Source organism: Variovorax sp. KBS0712 (genome assembly GCF_006323185.2).
In the GTDB taxonomy this organism is placed as follows: domain Bacteria; phylum Pseudomonadota; class Gammaproteobacteria; order Burkholderiales; family Burkholderiaceae_C; genus Variovorax; species Variovorax boronicumulans.
Genome location: NZ_VCCD02000001.1, coordinates 477,196 through 497,022, shown reverse-complemented (window position 1 = coordinate 497,022; position 19,827 = coordinate 477,196). Strand labels below are relative to the sequence as shown.

Annotated in this window: 18 protein-coding genes; 14 read left to right on the top strand and 4 right to left on the bottom strand. The window is 67.5% G+C overall.

Annotated elements, in window-relative coordinates; genetic code table 11:
* The first annotated feature begins 6 nt into the window (after nucleotides 1–6).
* Genes nuoL through FFI97_RS02160 form a run of 6 tightly spaced genes read left to right on the top strand, consistent with a single transcriptional unit; the run spans nucleotide 7 to nucleotide 6,492 of the window.
* Nucleotides 7–2,052, top strand: coding sequence for an NADH-quinone oxidoreductase subunit L (nuoL, locus tag FFI97_RS02185; protein WP_095746056.1), 2,046 nt, complete (start codon nucleotides 7–9; stop codon nucleotides 2,050–2,052).
* A 25-nt stretch (nucleotides 2,053–2,077) separates the two neighbouring features.
* Nucleotides 2,078–3,556, top strand: a complete 1,479-nt coding sequence (locus tag FFI97_RS02180; RefSeq protein WP_062475386.1) for an NADH-quinone oxidoreductase subunit M — start codon at nucleotides 2,078–2,080, stop codon at nucleotides 3,554–3,556.
* 24 nt (nucleotides 3,557–3,580) lie between these two features.
* Nucleotides 3,581–5,068, top strand: coding sequence for an NADH-quinone oxidoreductase subunit NuoN (nuoN, locus tag FFI97_RS02175; RefSeq protein WP_062475383.1), 1,488 nt, complete (start codon nucleotides 3,581–3,583; stop codon nucleotides 5,066–5,068).
* Between the two features lie 14 nt (nucleotides 5,069–5,082).
* The gene (locus FFI97_RS02170; protein ID WP_139702805.1) at nucleotides 5,083–5,388 is read left to right on the top strand and encodes a DUF2818 family protein; all 306 of its coding nucleotides are present in this window, start codon (nucleotides 5,083–5,085) and stop codon (nucleotides 5,386–5,388) included.
* Nucleotides 5,389–5,393: 5 nt separating this feature from the next.
* A complete protein-coding gene (locus FFI97_RS02165) occupies nucleotides 5,394–5,999 on the top strand; it encodes an NUDIX domain-containing protein (protein ID WP_185993545.1) in 606 nt (201 codons plus the stop codon).
* 7 nt (nucleotides 6,000–6,006) lie between these two features.
* Nucleotides 6,007–6,492, top strand: coding sequence for a DUF1178 family protein (locus FFI97_RS02160; RefSeq protein WP_139702803.1), 486 nt, complete (start codon nucleotides 6,007–6,009; stop codon nucleotides 6,490–6,492).
* A gap of 36 nt (nucleotides 6,493–6,528) precedes the next feature.
* On the opposite strand, the gene FFI97_RS02155 is transcribed toward FFI97_RS02160, so the two are convergent.
* On the bottom strand, nucleotides 6,529–8,316 hold the full coding sequence (locus tag FFI97_RS02155; protein WP_095949072.1) for an ABC transporter transmembrane domain-containing protein: 1,788 nt from the start codon (nucleotides 8,314–8,316) through the stop codon (nucleotides 6,529–6,531).
* A 78-nt stretch (nucleotides 8,317–8,394) separates the two neighbouring features.
* On the opposite strand from FFI97_RS02155, the gene FFI97_RS02150 reads away from it, so the two are divergent.
* The 5 genes from FFI97_RS02150 to FFI97_RS02130 all read left to right on the top strand — a co-directional run bounded on the left by FFI97_RS02150 (nucleotide 8,395) and on the right by FFI97_RS02130 (nucleotide 14,291).
* Complete coding sequence (locus tag FFI97_RS02150) at nucleotides 8,395–8,931, top strand: MarR family winged helix-turn-helix transcriptional regulator (RefSeq protein WP_062475361.1); 537 nt, start codon at nucleotides 8,395–8,397, stop codon at nucleotides 8,929–8,931.
* Nucleotides 8,924–10,402: an efflux transporter outer membrane subunit gene (locus tag FFI97_RS02145; RefSeq protein WP_139702802.1), complete on the top strand. Its 1,479-nt coding sequence runs from the start codon at nucleotides 8,924–8,926 to the stop codon at nucleotides 10,400–10,402. Before FFI97_RS02150 ends, FFI97_RS02145 begins: the two co-directional genes overlap by 8 nt.
* 70 nt (nucleotides 10,403–10,472) lie before the next feature.
* Nucleotides 10,473–11,762: an efflux RND transporter periplasmic adaptor subunit gene (locus FFI97_RS02140; protein ID WP_144004350.1), complete on the top strand. Its 1,290-nt coding sequence runs from the start codon at nucleotides 10,473–10,475 to the stop codon at nucleotides 11,760–11,762.
* 38 nt (nucleotides 11,763–11,800) lie between these two features.
* Nucleotides 11,801–13,363, top strand: a complete 1,563-nt coding sequence (locus FFI97_RS02135; RefSeq protein ID WP_062474087.1) for a DHA2 family efflux MFS transporter permease subunit — start codon at nucleotides 11,801–11,803, stop codon at nucleotides 13,361–13,363.
* Between the two features lie 19 nt (nucleotides 13,364–13,382).
* Nucleotides 13,383–14,291, top strand: coding sequence for a LysR family transcriptional regulator (locus FFI97_RS02130; RefSeq protein WP_139702801.1), 909 nt, complete (start codon nucleotides 13,383–13,385; stop codon nucleotides 14,289–14,291).
* A gap of 16 nt (nucleotides 14,292–14,307) precedes the next feature.
* On the opposite strand, the gene FFI97_RS02125 is transcribed toward FFI97_RS02130, so the two are convergent.
* The 3 genes from FFI97_RS02125 to FFI97_RS02115 form a co-directional block, all read right to left on the bottom strand.
* Entirely contained in the window at nucleotides 14,308–14,760 is a 453-nt protein-coding gene (locus FFI97_RS02125; protein ID WP_139702800.1) for a cupin domain-containing protein, read from the bottom strand.
* Nucleotides 14,761–14,811: 51 nt separating this feature from the next.
* The gene (locus FFI97_RS02120) at nucleotides 14,812–15,429 is read right to left on the bottom strand and encodes a cysteine hydrolase family protein (RefSeq protein WP_139702799.1); all 618 of its coding nucleotides are present in this window, start codon (nucleotides 15,427–15,429) and stop codon (nucleotides 14,812–14,814) included.
* A gap of 107 nt (nucleotides 15,430–15,536) precedes the next feature.
* Nucleotides 15,537–16,745 carry an AGE family epimerase/isomerase gene (locus FFI97_RS02115; protein ID WP_139702798.1) on the bottom strand — a complete coding sequence of 403 codons (1,209 nt, stop codon included), beginning with the start codon at nucleotides 16,743–16,745 and terminating at the stop codon, nucleotides 15,537–15,539.
* A 340-nt stretch (nucleotides 16,746–17,085) separates the two neighbouring features.
* On the opposite strand from FFI97_RS02115, the gene FFI97_RS02110 reads away from it, so the two are divergent.
* The 3 genes from FFI97_RS02110 to FFI97_RS02100 are packed head-to-tail and all read left to right on the top strand — an operon-like array spanning nucleotide 17,086 to nucleotide 19,797.
* Nucleotides 17,086–17,856 carry an ABC transporter ATP-binding protein gene (locus tag FFI97_RS02110; protein ID WP_062474077.1) on the top strand — a complete coding sequence of 257 codons (771 nt, stop codon included), beginning with the start codon at nucleotides 17,086–17,088 and terminating at the stop codon, nucleotides 17,854–17,856.
* Complete coding sequence (locus FFI97_RS02105) at nucleotides 17,856–18,563, top strand: ABC transporter ATP-binding protein (RefSeq protein ID WP_062474075.1); 708 nt, start codon at nucleotides 17,856–17,858, stop codon at nucleotides 18,561–18,563. The genes FFI97_RS02110 and FFI97_RS02105 overlap by 1 nt, the downstream gene beginning before the upstream one ends.
* 34 nt (nucleotides 18,564–18,597) lie before the next feature.
* On the top strand, nucleotides 18,598–19,797 hold the full coding sequence (locus tag FFI97_RS02100; protein ID WP_095949065.1) for an ABC transporter substrate-binding protein: 1,200 nt from the start codon (nucleotides 18,598–18,600) through the stop codon (nucleotides 19,795–19,797).
* The last annotated feature ends 30 nt before the right edge of the window (nucleotides 19,798–19,827 follow it).

Here is a 19,827-nt window from a genome sequence, read left to right as displayed (position 1 = left end):
AGCAGTATGAGCGCAACCCTTTCCGCATCCACCTTGCTGGCCGTGCCGCTGGCACCCCTGGTCGGCGCCGCACTTGCCGGCCTGTTCGGCACGAAGTTCGGCGGCAACCACATCGGCCGCAAGGTCACGCATTCGCTGACCATCCTGGGCGTGTTCGTCGCCTTCGTGATCTCGGCGATGACGCTGAAGTCGGTCATCGTCGACGGTGCCCGCTTCAACCAGACCATCTACGAATGGATGATGGTCGGCGGCCTGAAGATGGAAGTCGGCTTCCTGGTCGACGGCCTCACGGCCATGATGATGTGCGTCGTGACCTTCGTGTCGCTGATGGTTCACATCTACACCATCGGCTACATGGAAGAAGACGACGGCTACAACCGTTTCTTCTCGTACATCTCGCTCTTCACCTTCTCGATGCTGATGCTCGTCATGAGCAACAACATGCTCCAGCTGTTCTTCGGCTGGGAGGCGGTGGGCCTGGTGTCGTACCTGCTGATCGGCTTCTGGTTCAACAAGCCCACGGCCATCTTCGCGAACATGAAGGCCTTCCTGGTCAACCGCGTGGGCGACTTCGGCTTCATCCTGGGCATCGGCCTGATCGCCGCCTACGCCGGCACGCTGAACTACGGCGAAGCCTTCGCCAAGGCCCACACGCTGGCCGGCATCACCTTCCCGGGCACCGAGTGGATGCTCATCACGGTGATCTGCATCTGCCTGTTCATCGGCGCGATGGGCAAGAGCGCCCAGTTCCCGCTGCACGTGTGGCTGCCCGACTCGATGGAAGGCCCGACCCCCATCTCGGCGCTGATCCACGCGGCGACCATGGTGACGGCCGGCATCTTCATGGTGGCGCGCATGTCGCCGCTGTTCGAGCTGAGCGACACGGCCCTGAGCTTCATCCTCGTGATCGGTGCCATCACCGCGCTGTTCATGGGCTTCCTGGGCATCATCCAGAACGACATCAAGCGCGTGGTCGCGTACTCGACGCTCTCGCAGCTGGGCTACATGACGGTGGCGCTCGGTGCCTCGGCCTACTCGGTCGCGGTGTTCCACCTGATGACGCACGCCTTCTTCAAGGCGCTGCTGTTCCTCGGCGCGGGCTCGGTGATCATCGGCATGCACCACAACCAGGACATCCGCTGGATGGGTGGCGTGCGCAAGTACATGCCCATCACCTGGATCACCTCGCTGCTGGGTTCGCTGGCGCTGATCGGCACGCCGTTCTTCTCGGGCTTCTACTCGAAGGACAGCATCATCGAGGCCGTGCACGAAAGCCACCTGTGGGGCGCGCAGTTCGCCTACTACGCGGTGCTGGCCGGCGTGTTCGTGACGGCGTTCTACTCGTTCCGCATGTACTTCCTGGTCTTCCACGGCAAGGAACGCTACGACCAGAACCCGGACGCACACCACGACGACCATGCGCACGACGCGCACGGCCACGACGACCATGGCCATGGCCACGACGCCCACAAGCCGCACGAATCGCCGATGGTGGTCTGGCTGCCGCTGGTGCTGCTGGCGATCCCCTCGGTGGTGATCGGCTTCATGACCATCGACCCGATGCTGTTCGGCAGCTTCTTCAAGGACGCGATCTTCGTCGACGGTGCCAAGCACCACGCGATGGGCGAGCTGAAGGAAGCCTTCCACGGCCCGGTCGCCATGGCGATCCACGGCCTGCAGACCGCACCGTTCTGGCTGGCACTGGCCGGCGTGGCGCTGTCGTACTACATGTACATGATGAACCCGGCACTGCCGGCCGCCATCAAGCGCGCCTTCAGCCCGATCTACAACCTGCTCGAGAACAAGTACTACCTCGACTGGATCAACGAGAACATCCTCGCCCGCGGTGCGCGCCTGCTCGGCACGGGCCTGTGGAAGGGCGGCGACCAGGCGCTGATCGACGGCGCGCTCGTCAACGGTTCCTGGAAGGTGGTGGGTCGCGTGGCCGGCGTCGTGCGCTGGCTGCAGTCGGGCTTCATCTACCACTACGCCTTCGCGATGCTGCTGGGCATCTTCATCCTGATGACGTACTTCGTCTGGTTCAAACGTTGAGCCCGAACGCTGGAGAAAAAGAAAAATGGGTTTGTTGAGCCTTGCCATCTGGGTGCCGATCGCATTCGGCGCCGTGCTGCTGGCGTTTGGCCGCGACGAGCACGCCAAGGGCGTGCGCTGGGTCGCGCTCGTCGGTGCCATCGTGAGCTTCCTGGTCACGGTGCCGCTGTTCACGCGCTTCCAGAACGGAACCGCCGCGATGCAGTTCGTCGAGAAGACGAGCTGGATCTCGCGCTTCAACGTCAACTACCACCTGGGCATCGACGGCATGTCGCTGTGGCTGGTGCTGCTGACCTCGTTCATCACGGTCGTGGTCGTGATCTCGGCCTGGGAAGTGATCACCGAGCGCGTGAACCAGTACATGGGCGCGTTCCTGATCCTGTCGGGCTTCATGATCGGCGTGTTCTCGGCGCTCGACGGCATCCTGTTCTACGTGTTCTTCGAAGCCACGCTGATCCCGATGTACCTGATCATCGGCATCTGGGGCGGCCCGAACAAGATCTACGCGGCGTTCAAGTTCTTCCTGTACACGCTGCTCGGCTCGCTGCTGATGCTGGTCGCACTGATCTTCCTGTACAACAAGTCGGGCGGCAGCTTCGACATCCTGAGCTGGCACAAGCTGCCGCTGGGCTCGACCGCGCAGACCTTCCTGTTCTTCGCCTTCTTCGCGGCCTTCGCCGTGAAGGTGCCGATGTGGCCGGTCCACACCTGGCTGCCCGACGTGCACGTCGAGGCCCCCACGGGCGGCTCGGCCGTGCTGGCCGCGATCATGCTGAAGCTGGGTGCCTATGGTTTCCTGCGCTTCTCGATGCCCATCGCGCCTGACGCTTCGCACGAGTGGGCCTGGCTCATGATCGCGCTGTCGCTCATCGCCGTGATCTACGTGGGCCTGGTTGCGCTGGTGCAGCAGGACATGAAGAAGCTGGTGGCGTACTCGTCGGTGGCTCACATGGGCTTCGTGACGCTGGGCTTCTTCATCTTCAACGAGCTCGGCGTGTCCGGCGGCATCGTGCAGATGATTGCCCACGGCTTCGTGTCGGGCGCCATGTTCCTGGGCATCGGCGTGTTGTACGACCGCGTGCACTCGCGCCAGATCGCCGACTACGGCGGCGTGGTCAACACCATGCCCAAGTTCGCCGCGTTCGCGCTGCTGTTCGCCATGGCCAATTGCGGCCTGCCGGGCACCGCCGGTTTCGTGGGCGAGTGGATGGTGATCCTGGGCGCCGTGAAGGCCAACTTCTGGGTCGGCCTGGGTGCCGCCACCGCACTGATCTTCGGTGCCGCCTACACCCTGTGGATGTACAAGCGCGTGTACCTGGGCCCGGTCGGCAACGACCACGTCAAGGAACTGAAGGACATCAACGCCCGCGAATTCCTGATGCTCTCGCTGCTGGCGATCGCCGTGCTGTGGATGGGCCTGTACCCGAAGCCTTTCACCGACGCGATGGATGCCTCCGTCGTCGAGCTTCTGCGCCATGTGGCGATTTCGAAGCTGCCCGTCTGATGCCACGCTGAAGAAGAGAACGAGATGATTGACAAACTCAGCTGGGTGACGATCTACCCCGAAATCGTGTTGCTGGTCATGGCCTGCATCATTGCGCTGGTCGACCTGTCGGACACGAGCCCGCGCCGCACCCGCACCTACATCCTGACGCTGCTCACGCTGGCGGCGGTGGCCGTGCTGACCGGCCTGGCCGCTGTCGGCGGCAAGACCTCCTACGGCTTCGGCGGCATGGTGGTGAGCGACACGATGGGCAACTGGCTCAAGTGCTTCGCCTCGCTGGCCCTGATGGTGACGCTGGTCTACGGCCGTCCCTACGCGGCCGACCGCGAGATGCTGCGCGGCGGCGAGATGTTCACGATCAGCATGCTGGCCCTGCTGGGCATGTTCGTGATGATCGGCGGCAGCAACTTCCTGCTGATCTACCTCGGCCTGGAACTGCTCACGCTGTCGAGCTACGCGCTCGTGGCGCTGCGCCGCGACAACGCGGTGGCCAGCGAAGCCGCCATGAAGTACTTCGTGCTCGGCGCCATGGCCAGCGGCTTCCTGCTGTACGGCCTCTCGATGATGTACGGCGCCACCGGCTCGCTCGACTTGAACGAAGTGTTCAAGGCGATCTCGACCGGCAAGGTGAACCACCAGGTGCTGGTGTTCGGCCTGGTCTTCATCGTGGCCGGCCTGGCGTTCAAGGTCGGTGCCGCACCGTTCCACATGTGGGTGCCCGACGTCTACCAGGGCGCGCCGACGGCGATCACGTTGCTGATCGGCGCCGCGCCCGAGCTGGCTGCCTTCGGCATCATCATCCGCCTCCTGGTCGACGGCCTGCAGCCGCTGGCCATCGACTGGCAGCAGATGCTCGCCGTGCTGGCGGTGGCGTCGCTGGTGATCGGCAACCTGGCCGCCATCGCGCAGAGCAACCTCAAGCGCATGCTGGCGTACTCGACCATCGCGCAGATGGGCTTCATGCTGCTGGGCCTGGTGGCGGGTTCCGACCTGCAGGGCACGCAGAACGCGCAGGCCGCCTACAGCGCCGCGATGTTCTACGTCGTGACCTACGTGCTGACCACGCTGGCGAGCTTCGGCATCATCCTGCTGCTGGCGCGCGAAGGCTTCGAAAGCGAAGAGATCACCGACCTGGCCGGCCTGAACCAGCGCAGCCCGCTGTACGCCGGCGTGATGGCCATCGCGATGTTCTCGCTGGCCGGCCTGCCGCCGCTGGTCGGCTTCTACGCCAAGCTGGCCGTGCTGCAGGCGCTGATCGCCTCGGGCGCAGCCATCTACATCGGCCTGGCGGTATTCGCCGTGATCACCTCGCTGATCGGCGCGTTCTACTACCTGCGCGTGGTCAAGGTCATGTACTTCGACGCGCCCGTCACGGCGACCACCGTGTCGGCCTCGTTCGACGTGCGCACCGTGCTCACGATCAACGGCGCGCTGATCCTGATTCTTGGCGTGCTGCCCGGTGGTCTGATGACGCTGTGCTACGACGCCATCGCGGCCACGTTGGCCCACTGACGCGGTCCGCACAGGTGTCGCAAACCGCGTCGGTCTGGGTCGTGCTGCTGGTGGCCCTGGTGGCAGCCAACCTGCCGTTCCTGAATGAGCGCCTGTTCGGGGCGGTGCCGCTGTCGACCGCGCACAAGTCGCTCGCCATCCGCTTCGGCGAACTGGTGGTGCTGTACTTCATTGCCGGCGGTGTCGGCCTGCTGTTCGAGCGCAGGGCAGGGCAGATCGCCGCCCAGGGCTGGGAGTTCTACGCGGTGACGGCCTCGCTGTTCGTCGTGCTGGCCTTCCCGGGGTTCACCTGGCGCTACCTGATGAAGCACAGGCACTGACCGACATGACTTCTCCCGCCACCGATCTGCACCTGAAGGAAGCGCTCGTCAGCAGCGAAGAGCTCTTCAAGGGCAAGTTCCTGCACGCCAAGCGCGACACCATCCGCCTGCCTGACGGCCATAGTGCCACGCGCGAGTACGTGGTGCACCCCGGTGCGGTGGTGGTGATTCCGCTGCTCGACGACGGCCGCGTGGTGCTGGAGCGCCAGTTTCGCTATCCGGTGGACCAGGTGATCGTCGAGTTTCCCGCGGGCAAGCTCGACGCCGGCGAAGATCCGCTGCTGTGCGGCCAGCGCGAACTGCTCGAGGAAACTGGCTACACCGCGCGCGAATGGGCGCATGCGGGCGCCACGCACCTGGCAGTGGCGTACTCGACCGAGATCATCCACATCTACTTCGCACGCGGCCTCTCGCTGGGCGAGCGCCAGCTCGATCACGGCGAGTTTCTCGACGTGTTCACCGCCACGCCGCAGGAGCTCATCGGCTGGTGCCGCGACGGCACCGTGACCGACGCGAAGACGCTCACCTGCGCCCTGTGGCTGCAGAACGTCCTGTCGGGCGCATGGGCACTGGATTGGCAGGCCGCAGCCTCGCAAGGCGGCGCGGGATAATCCGCGCATGAAGGTCCTCGATCTCCGCTGCACGCACGGCCACAGCTTCGAGGGCTGGTTTGCGTCCAATGAAGCGTTCGACAGCCAGCTCGCCAGCGGCCTCGTCGAGTGCCCGGTCTGTGGCGACACCGCCATCGTCAAGCTGCTGAGCGCGCCCCGCCTGAACCTGAGCAACGCCAAGGCGCCGAAGGAAGAAGGGCGCGGCGACGCGGCCCGCGCGCCGGCGGCACCCGCAACGCCTTCCACGCAAGTATCCGCAAGCGCGACTTCACCCGAAGCCCGTTGGATGCGCGCCGTGCGCGAAGTGCTGGCCAAGACCGAAGACGTCGGCGACCGCTTTGCCGACGAGGCGCGCAAGATGCACTACGGCGAAACCGCCGAGCGCGGCATCCGCGGCCAAGCCACGCCGGAGCAGACCGAGGCGCTGCTCGACGAAGGCATTCCGGTGATGGCGCTGCCGATTCCGGCGGCGCTGAAAGAAACCCTGCAGTAACCGGCCGGCTCGACGAGCCTGTCCGGCCCGGACCGCTCAGGCCGTGAACTGCAGCGCGGCCAGCCGCGCGTACACGCCGCCTTGCGCCACCAGCGCCGCGTGCGTTCCCTGTTCGACGATGCCGCCGTGGTCCAGCACGATGATGCGGTCGGCCTTCTGCACGGTCGCCAGGCGGTGGGCGATCACGAGCGTGGTGCGGTTTTCCATCGCCGACTCGAGCGCGGCCTGCACCATGCGCTCGCTCTCGGCGTCGAGCGCGCTGGTGGCTTCGTCCAGCAGCAGCAGCGGCGGGTTCTTCAGGATGGCCCGCGCGATCGCGATGCGCTGGCGCTGGCCGCCCGACAGCCGCACGCCGCGTTCGCCCAGGAAGGTGTCGTAGCCCTCGGGCAGGGCCTGCAGAAAGTCGTGCGCGAAGGCGGCGCGCGCGGCGGCGTGCACCTCGTCGGCGCTGGCGTCGGGCCGGCCGTAGCGGATGTTCTCGAAGGCGCTGGCCGAGAAGATCACCGCGTCCTGCGGCACGAGACCGATGCGGGTGCGCAGGTCGTGCAGCGCGAGCGCGTCCAGCGACGCACCGTCGAGCACGATGCGGCCCGACTGCGGGTCGTAGTAGCGCAGCAGCAGCTGGAATACCGTGCTCTTTCCCGCGCCGCTCGATCCCACCAGCGCCACGGTTTCGCCCGGTGCGATGTCCAGGCTGAAGTCGCGCAGCGCCGGCGTGCCCGGCCGCGAAGGGTAGTGGAAGGTGATCGCGTCGAAGCGGATCGCGCTGCCCGCGGCGGGAACGGGCGCGACTGCCGGCCGTGCGGGCGAGGCGATGGCCGTCGGTGCATGCAGCAGTTCCATCAGGCGCTCGGTGGCACCGGCGGCGCGCAGCAGGTCGCCGTACACCTCGCCGAGCACGGCCGTGGCACTCGCCAGGATCGCCACGTAGACCACGGTCTGGCCCAGGTGGCCGGCCGTGATGTCGCCGCGCAGCACGGCCTGCGTGCCTTCGTACAGGCCCCAGAGCAGGGCGGCCGAGGTGGCGATGATGATGAAGGCCACCAGCACCGAGCGCGCGCGCGTGCGGCGCACGGCGGTATGGAAGGCGTTTTCGGTCGAGCCCTTGAAGCGGTCGGCCTCGCGGCCTTCGGCCGTGTAGCTCTGCACCACGGGAATCGCGTTCAGCACCTCGGCCGCGATGGCGCTCGAGTCGGCCACGCGGTCCTGGCTGGCGCGCGACAGCTTGCGCACGCGGCGGCCGAACCACATGCTCGGCAGCACCACCAGCACGAGGATGCCCAGCACCTGCACCATCACATAAGGGTTGGTCCAGACCAGCACCGCCAGCGCGCCCACGCCCATGACGGCATTGCGCAGGCCCATGCTCAGCGACGAGCCGACGACCGTCTGCACCAGCGTGGTGTCGGCCGTGAGGCGCGACAGCACCTCGCCGGTCTGCGTGGTCTCGAAGAAAGCCGGGCTCTGCTGCAGCACATGGCCGTAGACCGCGTTGCGCAGGTCGGCCGTGACGCGCTCGCCGAGCCAGCTCACCGTATAGAAGCGCGCCGCCGAAAACAGGCCCAGCGCCACGGCCACGGCGAAGAGGGCACCGAAGTGCTCGCGCAGCGCCATGGTCTGGGCGCCCTTGTCGGCGCTGACCAGGCCGCCATCAATCAGGCTGCGCAGGGCGATAGGAAAAGCCAGCGTCGTGACCGCCGCCATCACCAGGAAGACCCCCGCCAGCACGATCTGCACGCGGTAGGGGCGAAGGAAGGGGCGCAACCCCGACAGCGAGCGGGGCGAGCCCTTGGCTGCGGAGGACGACGGAGGGGAAGAAGCCATGGGCGCGAATTCTACCGAGCCCTTGCCCTCACAAAGGTCGCCTTGACAGTAATTGCCATGACAACTAATATTTCGGCCATGAGCGATGCCCCCATTTCCCCGGTCCCTCCGACGCCCGACGAGGCCGTGCGCCCGCCGGTCGCCTTCTATCGCGCCGAGGACTACCGCGCCGAAGAGAGCATCGGCTACCTGATGCGCCGCATCGTCACGTCCGTCGGCCAGACCGTCGGCACGCGCATGTGCGAGCCCGGCAGCCCCACCTACCCGCAGTGGGTGCCGCTGTACAAGCTGCACGTCGGTGCCGCCACCACCGTGGCCGAACTGGCCCGCGCCTGCGAGCTCGACACCGGCGCCATGACGCGCCTGCTCGACCGCCTCGAGGCCAAGGGCCTGTGCCGGCGCGTGCGCTCGCTCGAAGACCGCCGCGTGGTCAACATCGAACTCACCGACGAAGGCCGTGCGGCCGCGAAGGAAGTGCCCTATGTGCTGAGCCGGGTTCAGAACGAGTACCTGGCCGGTTTCAGCCTCGAAGAATGGGAGCAGCTCAAGGATTACTTGCGCCGCATCCTCGACAACGCACAGGGCCTCGCGGCCCGTGGAGAGAAGAATGACTGAGTCTTTCGCCGTGCGCGCGCTGCGCCGCACGCCCGTCGTGGCCGCCGCGCTGGCGGTGGTCGCGCTCGCCGGTTGCGCCGACATGGCCGGCATCGGCTCGCACGCCAAGTTGCGCGATGCGACCACGCTCGGCATCGCGGCCGACCCCGCGCGCGCCAACGTGCCCAGCCTGGACAGCCAGTGGTGGCAGGCCTTCGGCGACAGCCAGCTCAACGCGCTGGTCGACCAGGCCGTGGCCGGCAACCCGAACCTGCAGGTCGCGCGTGCGCGCCTCGTGCGCGCCCAGGCCTCGGCGGACATCGCCGGCGCGGCGCTGCTGCCCAAGGTCGGCGCCGACCTGAACCTGAACCGCCAGAAGTTCAACAGCAACTACATCTACCCGGCGCCGCTGGGCGGCTCGACGCAGAACATCGGCCTGCTGCAGCTGGGCGCGAGCTGGGAGCTCGACTTCTTCGGCAAGAACCGCAGCGCGCTCGACACCGCCCTCGGCGCGGCCAACGCAGCAGCGGCCGACGCCGATGCCGCGCGCGTGCTGCTCGCGAGCAACGTGGCGCGCAGCTACTTCCAGTGGGCGCGCCTGAACGAACAGGTCGAAGTGGCCAAGCGCACGCTGGCCCAGCGCGACGAGACCTTCAAGCTGGTGCGCGACCGCGTCTCGGCCGGCCTCGACACCCGCCTTGAGCTGCGCCAGAGCGAAGGCGGCCTGCCCGAAGCCCGCCAGCAGATCGAAGCGCTCAACGAGCAGATCGCGCTGCAGCAGCATGCGCTCGATGCGCTCGTGGGCCAGCCCAACGTGTCGGCCTCGCTGAAGCCGCCGGTGCTCGCCGGCGTGAAGCCGATGGCGCTGCAGGCGAACATCCCGGCGGACCTGCTGGGCCGCCGCGCCGACATCGCCGCCGCGCGCTGGCGCGTCGAAGCGGCCACCAGCGACGTGGCCAATGCGAAGACCCAGTTCTATCCCAACGTGAACCTCACGGCCTTCGCCGGCTTCCAGAGCCTGGGCTTCGGCAAGCTGCTCAAGTCGGGCAGCGAGCAGTGGGGCGTGGGCCCGGCCATCCACCTGCCGATCTTCGAAGGCGGGCGCCTGCGCGCCAACCTGCGCGGCAAGTCGGCCGACCTCGACGTGGCCATCGAAAGCTACAACGCCACCGTGCTCGATGCCGTGCGCGATGCGGCCGATCAGGTGTCGAGCGCGCAGTCGATCGTGCGCCAGCAGACCGAGCAGCGCGCCGCGCAGACGGCCGCCGAAGGCGCCTACGACATTGCCGTGCAGCGCTACCGCGCCGGCCTGGGCAACTACCTCAATGTGCTGACCGCCGAAACCGCCGTGCTGGCCCAGCGCCGCCTCGCGGTCGACCTGGCGGCCCGCGCCCTCGACACGCAGGTGGGCCTGGCGCGCGCCCTGGGCGGCGGCTGGCAGCCGCCGGCCACCGCCACGGCCGCGGCGCTGACGGCCGCCACCCAGAACTGATTTGCTGATCCGCCTTCTTCGGAAAGAACTCCATCATGAGCGATAACAACACTCCGACATCCGCTTCCCCGTGCCCACCCCCGCAGCGCCCGAGGCGCCTGCGGGCAACGGCAAGCGCCGCCGCGCACTCACCGCGCTCACCGCCGTGGTGCTGGTCGTCGGCGGCGGCTGGGGCCTGTACGAATGGCTGGTCGCCAGCCATTACGAGAACACCGACAACGCCTACGTGCAGGGCAACGTCATCCAGATCACGCCGCAGATCGGCGGCACCGTCATGGCCATCGGCGCCGACGACACCGACTTCGTGAAAGCCGGCCAGCCGCTGGTGCAGCTCGACCCGGCCGACGCCAAGGTGGCGCTCGAGCAGGCCGAGGCCGCGCTCGCGCAGGCCGTGCGCCAGGTGCGCACGCTGTACGCCAACAACGGCTCGCTGGCCGCGCAGGTCACGCTGCGCCAGTCCGACATCGCCAAGGCCCAGAGCGACATCGCCAAGGCGCAGGACGACCTGCAGCGCCGCCGTGCGCTGTCGGGCAACGGCGCCGTGTCGAAGGAAGAACTCAACCACGCCGAGACGCAACTGGCCAACGCCAGGAGCGCACTGGCCGCCGCACAGGCCGGCGTGGTCGCCGCGCGCGAGGCGCTGGCCAGCAACCAGTCGCTGACCGAAGGCACCAGCGTGGCCCAGCACCCGAGCGTGCTGGCCGCCGCCGCCAAGGTGCGCGAGGCCTACCTCGCCACGCAGCGCGTGGCCATGCCCGCGCCGGTCGACGGCTACGTGGCCAAGCGCACCGTGCAGCTGGGCCAGCGCGTGGCCGCCGGCACGCCGATGATGTCCATCGTGCCGCTGCACCAGCTGTGGGTCGACGCCAACTTCAAGGAAGTGCAGCTGCGCAACATCCGCATCGACCAGCCCGTGAAGCTCACGGCCGACGTGTACGGCAAGAAGGTCGAGTACACCGGCAAGGTCGCCGGCCTGGGCGTGGGCACCGGCGCCGCGTTTGCGCTGCTGCCGGCGCAGAACGCCACCGGCAACTGGATCAAGGTGGTGCAGCGCGTGCCCGTGCGCATCGCGCTCGACCCTGAGCAGCTCAAGGCCAACCCGCTGCGCATCGGCCTGTCGATGGACGCCGAGATCGACATCACGCAGAAGACCGGCAAGATGCTGGCCGACGCGCCGCGCAGCACCGCCTTCGCGCAGACGCAGGTCTACAGCCAGCTCGACCGCGGCGCCGACGCCGAGGTGGACCGCATCGTCGCCGCCAACCTCGGCCGCGGTACGCCCACGGCGGCCGTGAGCCGCCCGGCCGCAGCCGCTGCGGCACCGGCCGTGCACGCCGCCACGCAGGGCCAGCCGGGCTGATCGCAGCGCTGATTCGCTGAACCCTCACAGCCCGCGCCATGGCCACTGCTGCTCCCGCTTACATCGCGCACCCCCCGCTCGAGGGCTCCGCCCGCGTCTGGGGCACGGTCGCGCTGTCCGCCGCCACCTTCATGAACGTGCTCGACTCGTCGATCGCCAACGTGTCGCTGCCGGCCATCTCGGGCGACCTTGGCGTGAGCACCACGCAAGGCACCTGGGTCATCACCAGCTTCGCGGTGGCCAACGCCATCGCGGTGCCGCTCACGGGTTTCATGACCCAGCGCTTCGGCCAGGTGCGCCTGTTCATGGCCAGCGTGATCCTGTTCATGGTCGCCTCGCTGCTGTGCGGCCTAGCGCCCAACATGACCACGCTCATCCTGTTTCGCGCGTTGCAGGGCTTCGTGGCGGGGCCGATGATCCCGCTGTCGCAGACGCTGCTGCTGTCGAGCTATCCGAAGGCCAAGGCCGGCCTGGCCATGGCCATGTGGTCGATGACCACGCTGGTCGCGCCGGTGATGGGGCCGCTGCTGGGCGGCTGGATCACCGACAACATCTCGTGGCCGTGGATCTTCTACATCAACATCCCGGTCGGCATCGTGGCCGCGGCCATCACCTGGACGCTGTACCACAAGCGCGAGAGCAAGACGCACAAGGTGCCGATCGACGCCATCGGCCTGGCGCTGCTGGTGCTGTGGGTCGGATCGCTGCAGCTCATGCTCGACAAGGGCAAGGAGCTCGACTGGTTCCACTCCGCCGAGATCGTCACGATGGCCGTGGTGGCCGTGGTCGGCTTCGCCTTCTTCCTGGTCTGGGAGCTGACCGACAAGCATCCGGTGGTCGACCTGTCGCTGTTCAAGCGGCGCAACTTCTGGTCGGGTGCGGTGGCCACGGCCATTGCCTACGGCCTGTTCTTCGGCAACGTGGTGCTGTTGCCGCTGTGGCTGCAGCAATGGATGGGCTACACCGCCACGCAGGCGGGGATGATCATGGCGCCCGTGGGGCTGCTGGCGATCTTCTTCTCGCCGGTGGTGGGCCTCACCGTGTCCAAGATCGACCCGCGCCGCTACGCGACCTTCTCGTTCCTCGTGTTCGCGCTGGTGCTGTGGATGCGCTCGAACTTCAACACGCAGGCCGACTTCGTGACGATCATCATCCCGACGATCATCCAGGGCATCGCGATGGCGTTCTTCTTCATTCCGCTCGTGACCATCACGCTGTCGGGCCTCACGCCCGACCGCATCCCGGCCGCGTCGGGGCTGTCGAACTTCCTGCGCATCACGGCGGGCGCCATGGGCACCTCGATCGCCACCACGCTGTGGGACAGCCGTGCAGCGCTGCACCACGCGCAGCTGGTGGAGTCGGTGAACCCGGGCAACAGCGCGGCCACCAGCGCCATCTCGGGGCTGACCGGCAGCGGCTTCAGTTCCGAGCAGGTGCTCGGGCAGATCAACCGCCTGGTCGACCAGCAGTCGTTCATGCTCGCGACGAACGACATCTTCTATGCCTCGGCGGTGCTGTTCCTGCTGCTGATCCCGCTGGTGTGGCTGGCGCGGCCGCAAAAGGGCGGCGCGGGCGGCGACGCGGCCGCCGGCGCGCACTGACAACCGGCAGCGCTCGCGCATGGACCAGTTCGCGGCCATGAAGGCGTTCCGCGCCGTCGTGGAGGCCGGCGGCTTCACCGCCGCGGCCGACGCGATGGACGTGTCGCACACGGTGGTCTCGCGCCACGTCAAGCAGTTGGAAACGGCGCTGGGCGTGCAGCTGCTGAACCGCACCACGCGCCGCTTCGCGCTCACGCAGGCGGGCCAGACCTACTACGAACACGCGCGGCAGATCCTCGACCAGGTCGAGACAGCGGCGCTGGTCGTGGCGCAGCACCAGGTCGAGCCCACGGGGCTGCTGCGCATCAACGCGCCGATGTCCTTCGGACTGGAGGAGCTGGCGCAGTGGCTGCCGGCTTTTCTCGACGCGCACCCGCAGGTCAAGGCCGACCTCGTGTGCAACGACCGCTTCGTCGACCTGATCGAAGAGGGCTTCGACGTGGGATTGCGACTGGCGTATGCACTCTCGGACTCGACGCTGATCGTCAAGCGCCTCGCGAGCTTCGAGGAATGGTGGGTGGCGTCGCCCGCCTACCTGCTGCGGCGCGGCACGCCGCGCACGCCCGCCGACCTGGCGGCGCACGACTGCCTCAACTATTCATTGGCCGCGAAGGCCGCACAGCCCAGCTTCACCGCGCCGGATGGCAGCGTCTGCACGGTCGACGTGGGTGGGCGGCTGCAGGCCAACAGCGGGCTCGTGCTGCGCAGCGCCGCGCTGGCAGGCACGGGGCTGGCGGCGTCGCCGGCGTTTCTCGTGCGCGACCCTGTGGCGCGCGGCGAGCTGGTGCGCGTGTTGCCCGAGTTCCGCCAGCAGCCGCTGAACCTGTACGCGCTGTATCCGCAGAACCGGCACCTGTCGCCGAAGGTGCGGGCGTTTGTCGACTTTGCTGCCGCGCGCTACCTGCCCGCGGACGGGCAGGGCGACTGAGCGCGGCAGCCGCGCCTTACTTCGCTGCGGTGGGCACCAGGTCGAAGCGATCGCCCTGGTACTGGAACAACAGGCAGTTCGCCCCCGGCTCGCAGCCGCTGCGGTGCGGCAGCCGCGCCGGCAGCAGGTAGTACGAGCCGGCCGGGTACAGCACCTTCTTGCCGTCATCGAAGATCGCGTAGAACACGCCGGAGAGCACGACGGACGGGAGCGCCTGCGTGTGGCGATGGTGCGGGTTGTCGAAGCCGGCCGGGAATTCGACGAAGGCTTCGTAGGGGCCGTTGCCCGTCAGGTTGCCGCGCACGTTGGCGTAGCGGATGCCGCCCGCAAGGGCTTGCCACTGCAGCGTGTCGGCGGGCGCGGAGATCGGCGTGCGGGGTGCCGGCGTGGCGGCGGTGGCGGCGGTGGCGAGGCCTGGCGCGCTCAGGGCGCATGACAGGGCGAGGAACAAGGCGGAAGAGAACTTCATGGTCATGGATCGAAGGGGGTGGATTCGTGGGTGCATGCGAAGGGCAGGGCGTCAGCGGCCCGCTTCCAGCAGTTGCAGCACCTCGTCGGTCGAGCGCACTTCAGCCACCACATCCGACACACCGCGCAGCGCCGCACGATGCAGCTCGCGGTGGCCCAGCACGCCGCCTTCCTCCAGGTCGAGGTCGCGCGTCGCGCAGGCGTCGCCCACGATGAGGCTCTGGTAGCCGCGCGGTGCGGCATCGAAGGCGGTGGCCGACACGCACATGTGCGTCATGAGGCCCGTGAGGATCAGCGTCGTGATGCCGCGCGCCTGCAGCTCGGCCTCGAGCGTGGTGCCCGCGAATGCGCTCGGCGTGGCCTTGCGCAGCACGGCGTGTTGCGGCGCCGGGCGCAGTGCGTCGTGGATGCCGAAGGCGTGGCTGCCGTCCGCGAAGATCGGACTGTCGGCGGGCGCCACGTGCTGCACATGGAACACCGGCACCGCATGCCGGTCGGCGGCATCGATCAGGCGCCGCGCCTGGCGCAGGGCGGCCAGTCCGTCGGGAATGGGCATGCGCCCGTCGAAGTACTCGTTCTGGAAATCGATCGCGATCAGCGCCGTGGCGGCGGGATCGAGGCGGCTCGTGGGCACGGCGCCGGTGAGGCTGCGGATGCTGGGGTGCTTCATGCGTTCTCTGCGTGAGTGAAAGAAGGCCTGAAGCGTAGGCAGCCCGCGCGCTGCGGGGTAGAGGCGTGGCCGCACAAGATTTGTGCGGATATTGAAGGGTGACGCGGCTATTTGACGCCGTGTCCCAGCGCCTTCAGCACATCATGGCACGCGCCCATCGTGTGGTAATCGGTCTTGCCCGCCGGGCTCTTCTCGTCGCTGATCTTCGCGTTCTGCGGCGTGAGGATGCGGTACCACGCGCCGTGCGCGTGGTCGACGAAGTGGTCCCAGCTGTAGGCCCAGATCCGGTCGTACCAGTCCCAGTAGCCGGCATCGCCCGTGCGCACCGCGAGCAGGGCGGCGGCGGCGAAGCTTTCGGCCTGCACCCAGAAGTACTTGTCGCCGTCGCACACCGCGCCATCGGGCCCGAAGCCGTAGACCAGCCCGCCGTGCGCGGCGTCCCAGCCGCGCTGCATCGCGGTGTCGAAGAAGTGGCGTGCGCGCGGCACGAGCCATTCGGTGCCGGGCGCACCAGGGCCCAGGTGGCCCTCGAGCTGCAGCAGCAGCTTGGCCCACTCGGTGAGGTGGCCGGTCTGGAAGCCCCAGGGCCGGAAGATGTTGGTCTTGTCGCCGCGGTTGTAGGCCCAGTCGACCGACCAGTCCTCGCGGTAGTGCTCCCACACCAGCCCGTCGGCGAGCGCAGCCTGCCGGCCCGTGATGCTTTCGGCCAGCGTGCGTGCGCGCTGAAGGTAGAAGGGCTCGCGCGTGGCGTCGTAGGCCGCGAGCATCGCCTCGCAGGCGTGCATGTTGGCGTTCTGGCCGCGGTAGGGGCCGACCTGCCAGCTTGGTGTCGCCTCGTCGGCGTACAGCTGGTGCTGCGGCTCCCAGAAATGCCGTTCCATCAGGTCGCGGGTGTGCGCGAGGCCGGTGCGTGCTTCCTCGACGCCGGCCATCAGCGCATGCGCGTGCGCCAGCAGCACGAAGGCCAGGCCGTAGCAGTGCTGCGTGCCGTCCTGCACGGTGGCCTGATGGCCATCCCAGTCGATCTGCCATGCATAGCCACCATCCGGCTGCGCATGCGCGGCCTGCAAGAACGCCAGGCCGTGGCGCACCGCCGCAAGGTCGTCGGGCCGCCCGAAGCGGCGCCACGCCATCGCGTGGTTGAACACGAAGCGCGTGCTGCTCACGAGGTGGCGCGTGCGGCGGTCGTACACGGTGCCGTCGTCCTTGAAGAAATGGAAGAAGCCGCCCGAGGCATCGCGGCTGCGCGGCGCGTAGAACGCCAGCGTGTGGGCGACGTGGTCGGCAAGGAATTCGGGTGAGCGGAAGTTCGGCATGGCGGTGATGGATTCAATCCGGGTGAAAGCGCATCGCGGCAGCGCAGCGGGCACGCCAGTTTTTCACGAAGCGTGCATGCGTGCTCGACATCCTCATGACCTTGCGCGTGCATGCATCGCGCGTTCGCACCTGTGCGTGCTGCGGTGCGCAATGTCGTCGGGACGACAGTCGCTCGCGCAGAGGGTGCGCACTCTGTGAATGGTTGCAGTGCAGCATAGGCATTTGCCCCAGTATGCAATTGCATAGCAGCCACCAACAATCGGTCCGCGCTCGATGGTGGCGCATTGAGATGGACCGCATGACCGATTTCTTTTTTCCGCACACGGACGACGCCGCGAGATGAGCGACGTCATTCTTGAAACACGCCAGCTCACCAAGGAATTCAAGGGATTCACCGCGGTCAGCAAGGTCGACCTCTCGGTGAAGCGCGGTTCGATCCACGCGCTCATCGGCCCCAACGGTGCCGGCAAGACGACCTGCTTCAACCTGCTCACCAAATTCCTCGAGCCCACGGCCGGCACGATCCTGTTCAACGGCCACGACATCACGGGCGAACGCCCGGCGCAGATCGCGCGGCGCGGCGTGATCCGCTCGTTCCAGATCTCCGCCGTGTTCCCGCACCTCACGCTGCTCGAGAACGTGCGCCTGGGCCTGCAGCGCAAGCTGGGCACCTCGTACCACTTCTGGAAGAGCGAGAAGTCGCTCAAGCCGCTCGATGCGCGCGCCCGCGAGCTGCTCGCCGAGGTCGGCCTCGAAGAACTGGCCGACGAACAGACCGTGAACCTGCCCTACGGCCGCAAGCGCGCGCTCGAGATCGCCACCACGCTGGCCATGGAGCCCGAACTGATGCTGCTGGACGAACCCACGCAGGGCATGGGCCACGAAGACGTGCACCGCGTGGCCGAGCTCATCAAGCGCGTGTCGGCCGGACGCACCATCCTGATGGTCGAACACAACATGAGCGTGGTCTCGACCATTGCCGACACCATCACGGTGCTGCAGCGCGGCGCCGTGCTGGCCGAAGGCCCGTACGCCGAAGTCTCGAAGAACCCGCAGGTGATGGAAGCCTACATGGGCACCACCGACGGCGAAATGCAGGGGGCGCACTGATGACCGCTGCATTGGAGATCAAGGGCCTGCAGGCCTGGTACGGCGAATCGCACGTGCTGCACGGCGTCGACATGGTCGTGCAGCCGGGCGAAGTCGTCACCTTGCTGGGCCGCAATGGTGCGGGCCGCACGACGACGATGCGCGCCGTGATGGGGCTCACCGGCGCCCGCAAGGGCAGCATCAAGGTCAACGGCGTCGAGACCGTCTCGATGGCGACGCACCGCATCGCCCACCTGGGCATCGGCTACTGCCCCGAAGAGCGCGGCATCTTCGCCAGCCTCTCGTGCGAAGAAAACCTGATGCTGCCGCCCGAACTCAAGGGCGCAGGGCAGGGCATGTCGGTCGACGAGATCTACGCCATGTTCCCCAACCTCGCCGAGCGTCGCCACAGCCAGGGCACGCGCCTGTCGGGTGGCGAGCAGCAGATGCTGGCCGTGGCGCGCATCCTGCGCACCGGCGCCAAGCTGCTGCTGCTCGACGAAATTTCCGAAGGCCTGGCGCCGGTCATCGTGCAGGCGCTGGCCCGCATGATCACCACGCTGCGCGCCAAGGGCTACACCATCGTCATGGTCGAGCAGAACTTCCGCTTCGCCGCGCCGCTGGCCGACCGTTTCTACGTGATGGAGCACGGCCGCATCGTCGAAAAGTTCGGCGCCGCCGAGCTCGAAGCCAAGATGCCCGTGCTGACCGAGTTGCTCGGCGTCTGAGTTCTTTCACCCCTTGCCACTGCTGGAGACATCCATGAAAAATCAGCTCACCGCTTTCGCCCTGGCTTTCAGCGCATTGGCGCTCGCAGCGTCCGCCCAGGCGCAAGGCCAGGACAAGGTCAAGATCGGCTTCATCACCGACATGTCCAGCCTGTACGCCGACCTCGAAGGCAAGAACGGCGCGCTGGCGATCCAGATGGCCATCGACGACTTCGGCGGCAAGGCGGCCGGCAAGCCGGTCGAGCTGCTCACGGTCGACCACCAGAACAAGCCCGACATCGCCGCCTCGAAGGCGCGCGAGTGGATCGACACCCAAGGCCTGAGCATGGTCTTCGGCGGCACCAACTCGGGCGTGGGCCTGGCGCTGGCCAAGGTCGCGGCCGAGAAGAAGCGCGTGTATTTCAACAACGGCGCGGCCTCCTCGGCGCTCACCAACGAACAGTGCTCGCCCTACACCGTGCACTACGCCTACGACACCGTCGCGCTCGCCAAGGGCACCGGCGCCGCGGTGGTCGACGGCGGCGGCAAGACCTGGTTCTTCCTGACGGCAGACTACGCCTTCGGCCACGCGCTCGAAGCCGACACCTCCACCGTCGTGAAGGCCAAGGGCGGCACGATCGTCGGCGCGGTGCGCCACCCGCTCAACGCGTCCGACTTCTCGTCGTTCCTGCTGCAGGCGCAGAACTCCAAGGCCCAGATCCTGGGCCTGGCCAATGCAGGCGGCGATACCGTCAACAGCATCAAGGCTGCCAAGGAGTTCGGCATCGGCAAGTCGATGAAGCTGGCCGGCCTGCTGATCTTTTTGAGCGACGTGCACAGCCTGGGCCTGAAGAACACCGAGGGCCTGCAGTTCACCACCAGCTGGTACTGGGACCTGAACGACGAGACCCGCAAGTTCGCCAAGCGCTTCTTCGACAAGACCAAGCGCATGCCCACCGAGATCCAGGCCGCCGACTACTCGGCCACCATGACCTACCTCAAGGCCGTGGACGCCGCCAAGACCGACGATGCCGACAAGGTCATGGCCGAGCTCAAGAAGATGAAGCTCAACGACTTCTTCGGCACCGGCCAGATCCGCCCCGACGGCCGCTACGTGCACGACATGTACCTGATGCAGGTCAAGTCGCCCGCCGAATCGAAGACGCCGTGGGACTACTACAAGCTCGTGAAGAAACTGCCCGGCGACACGGTGTTCACCACCAAGGCCGAGTCCAAGTGCACGCTCTGGAAGTGACACCACCGAACACCCCACAGGAACAACATC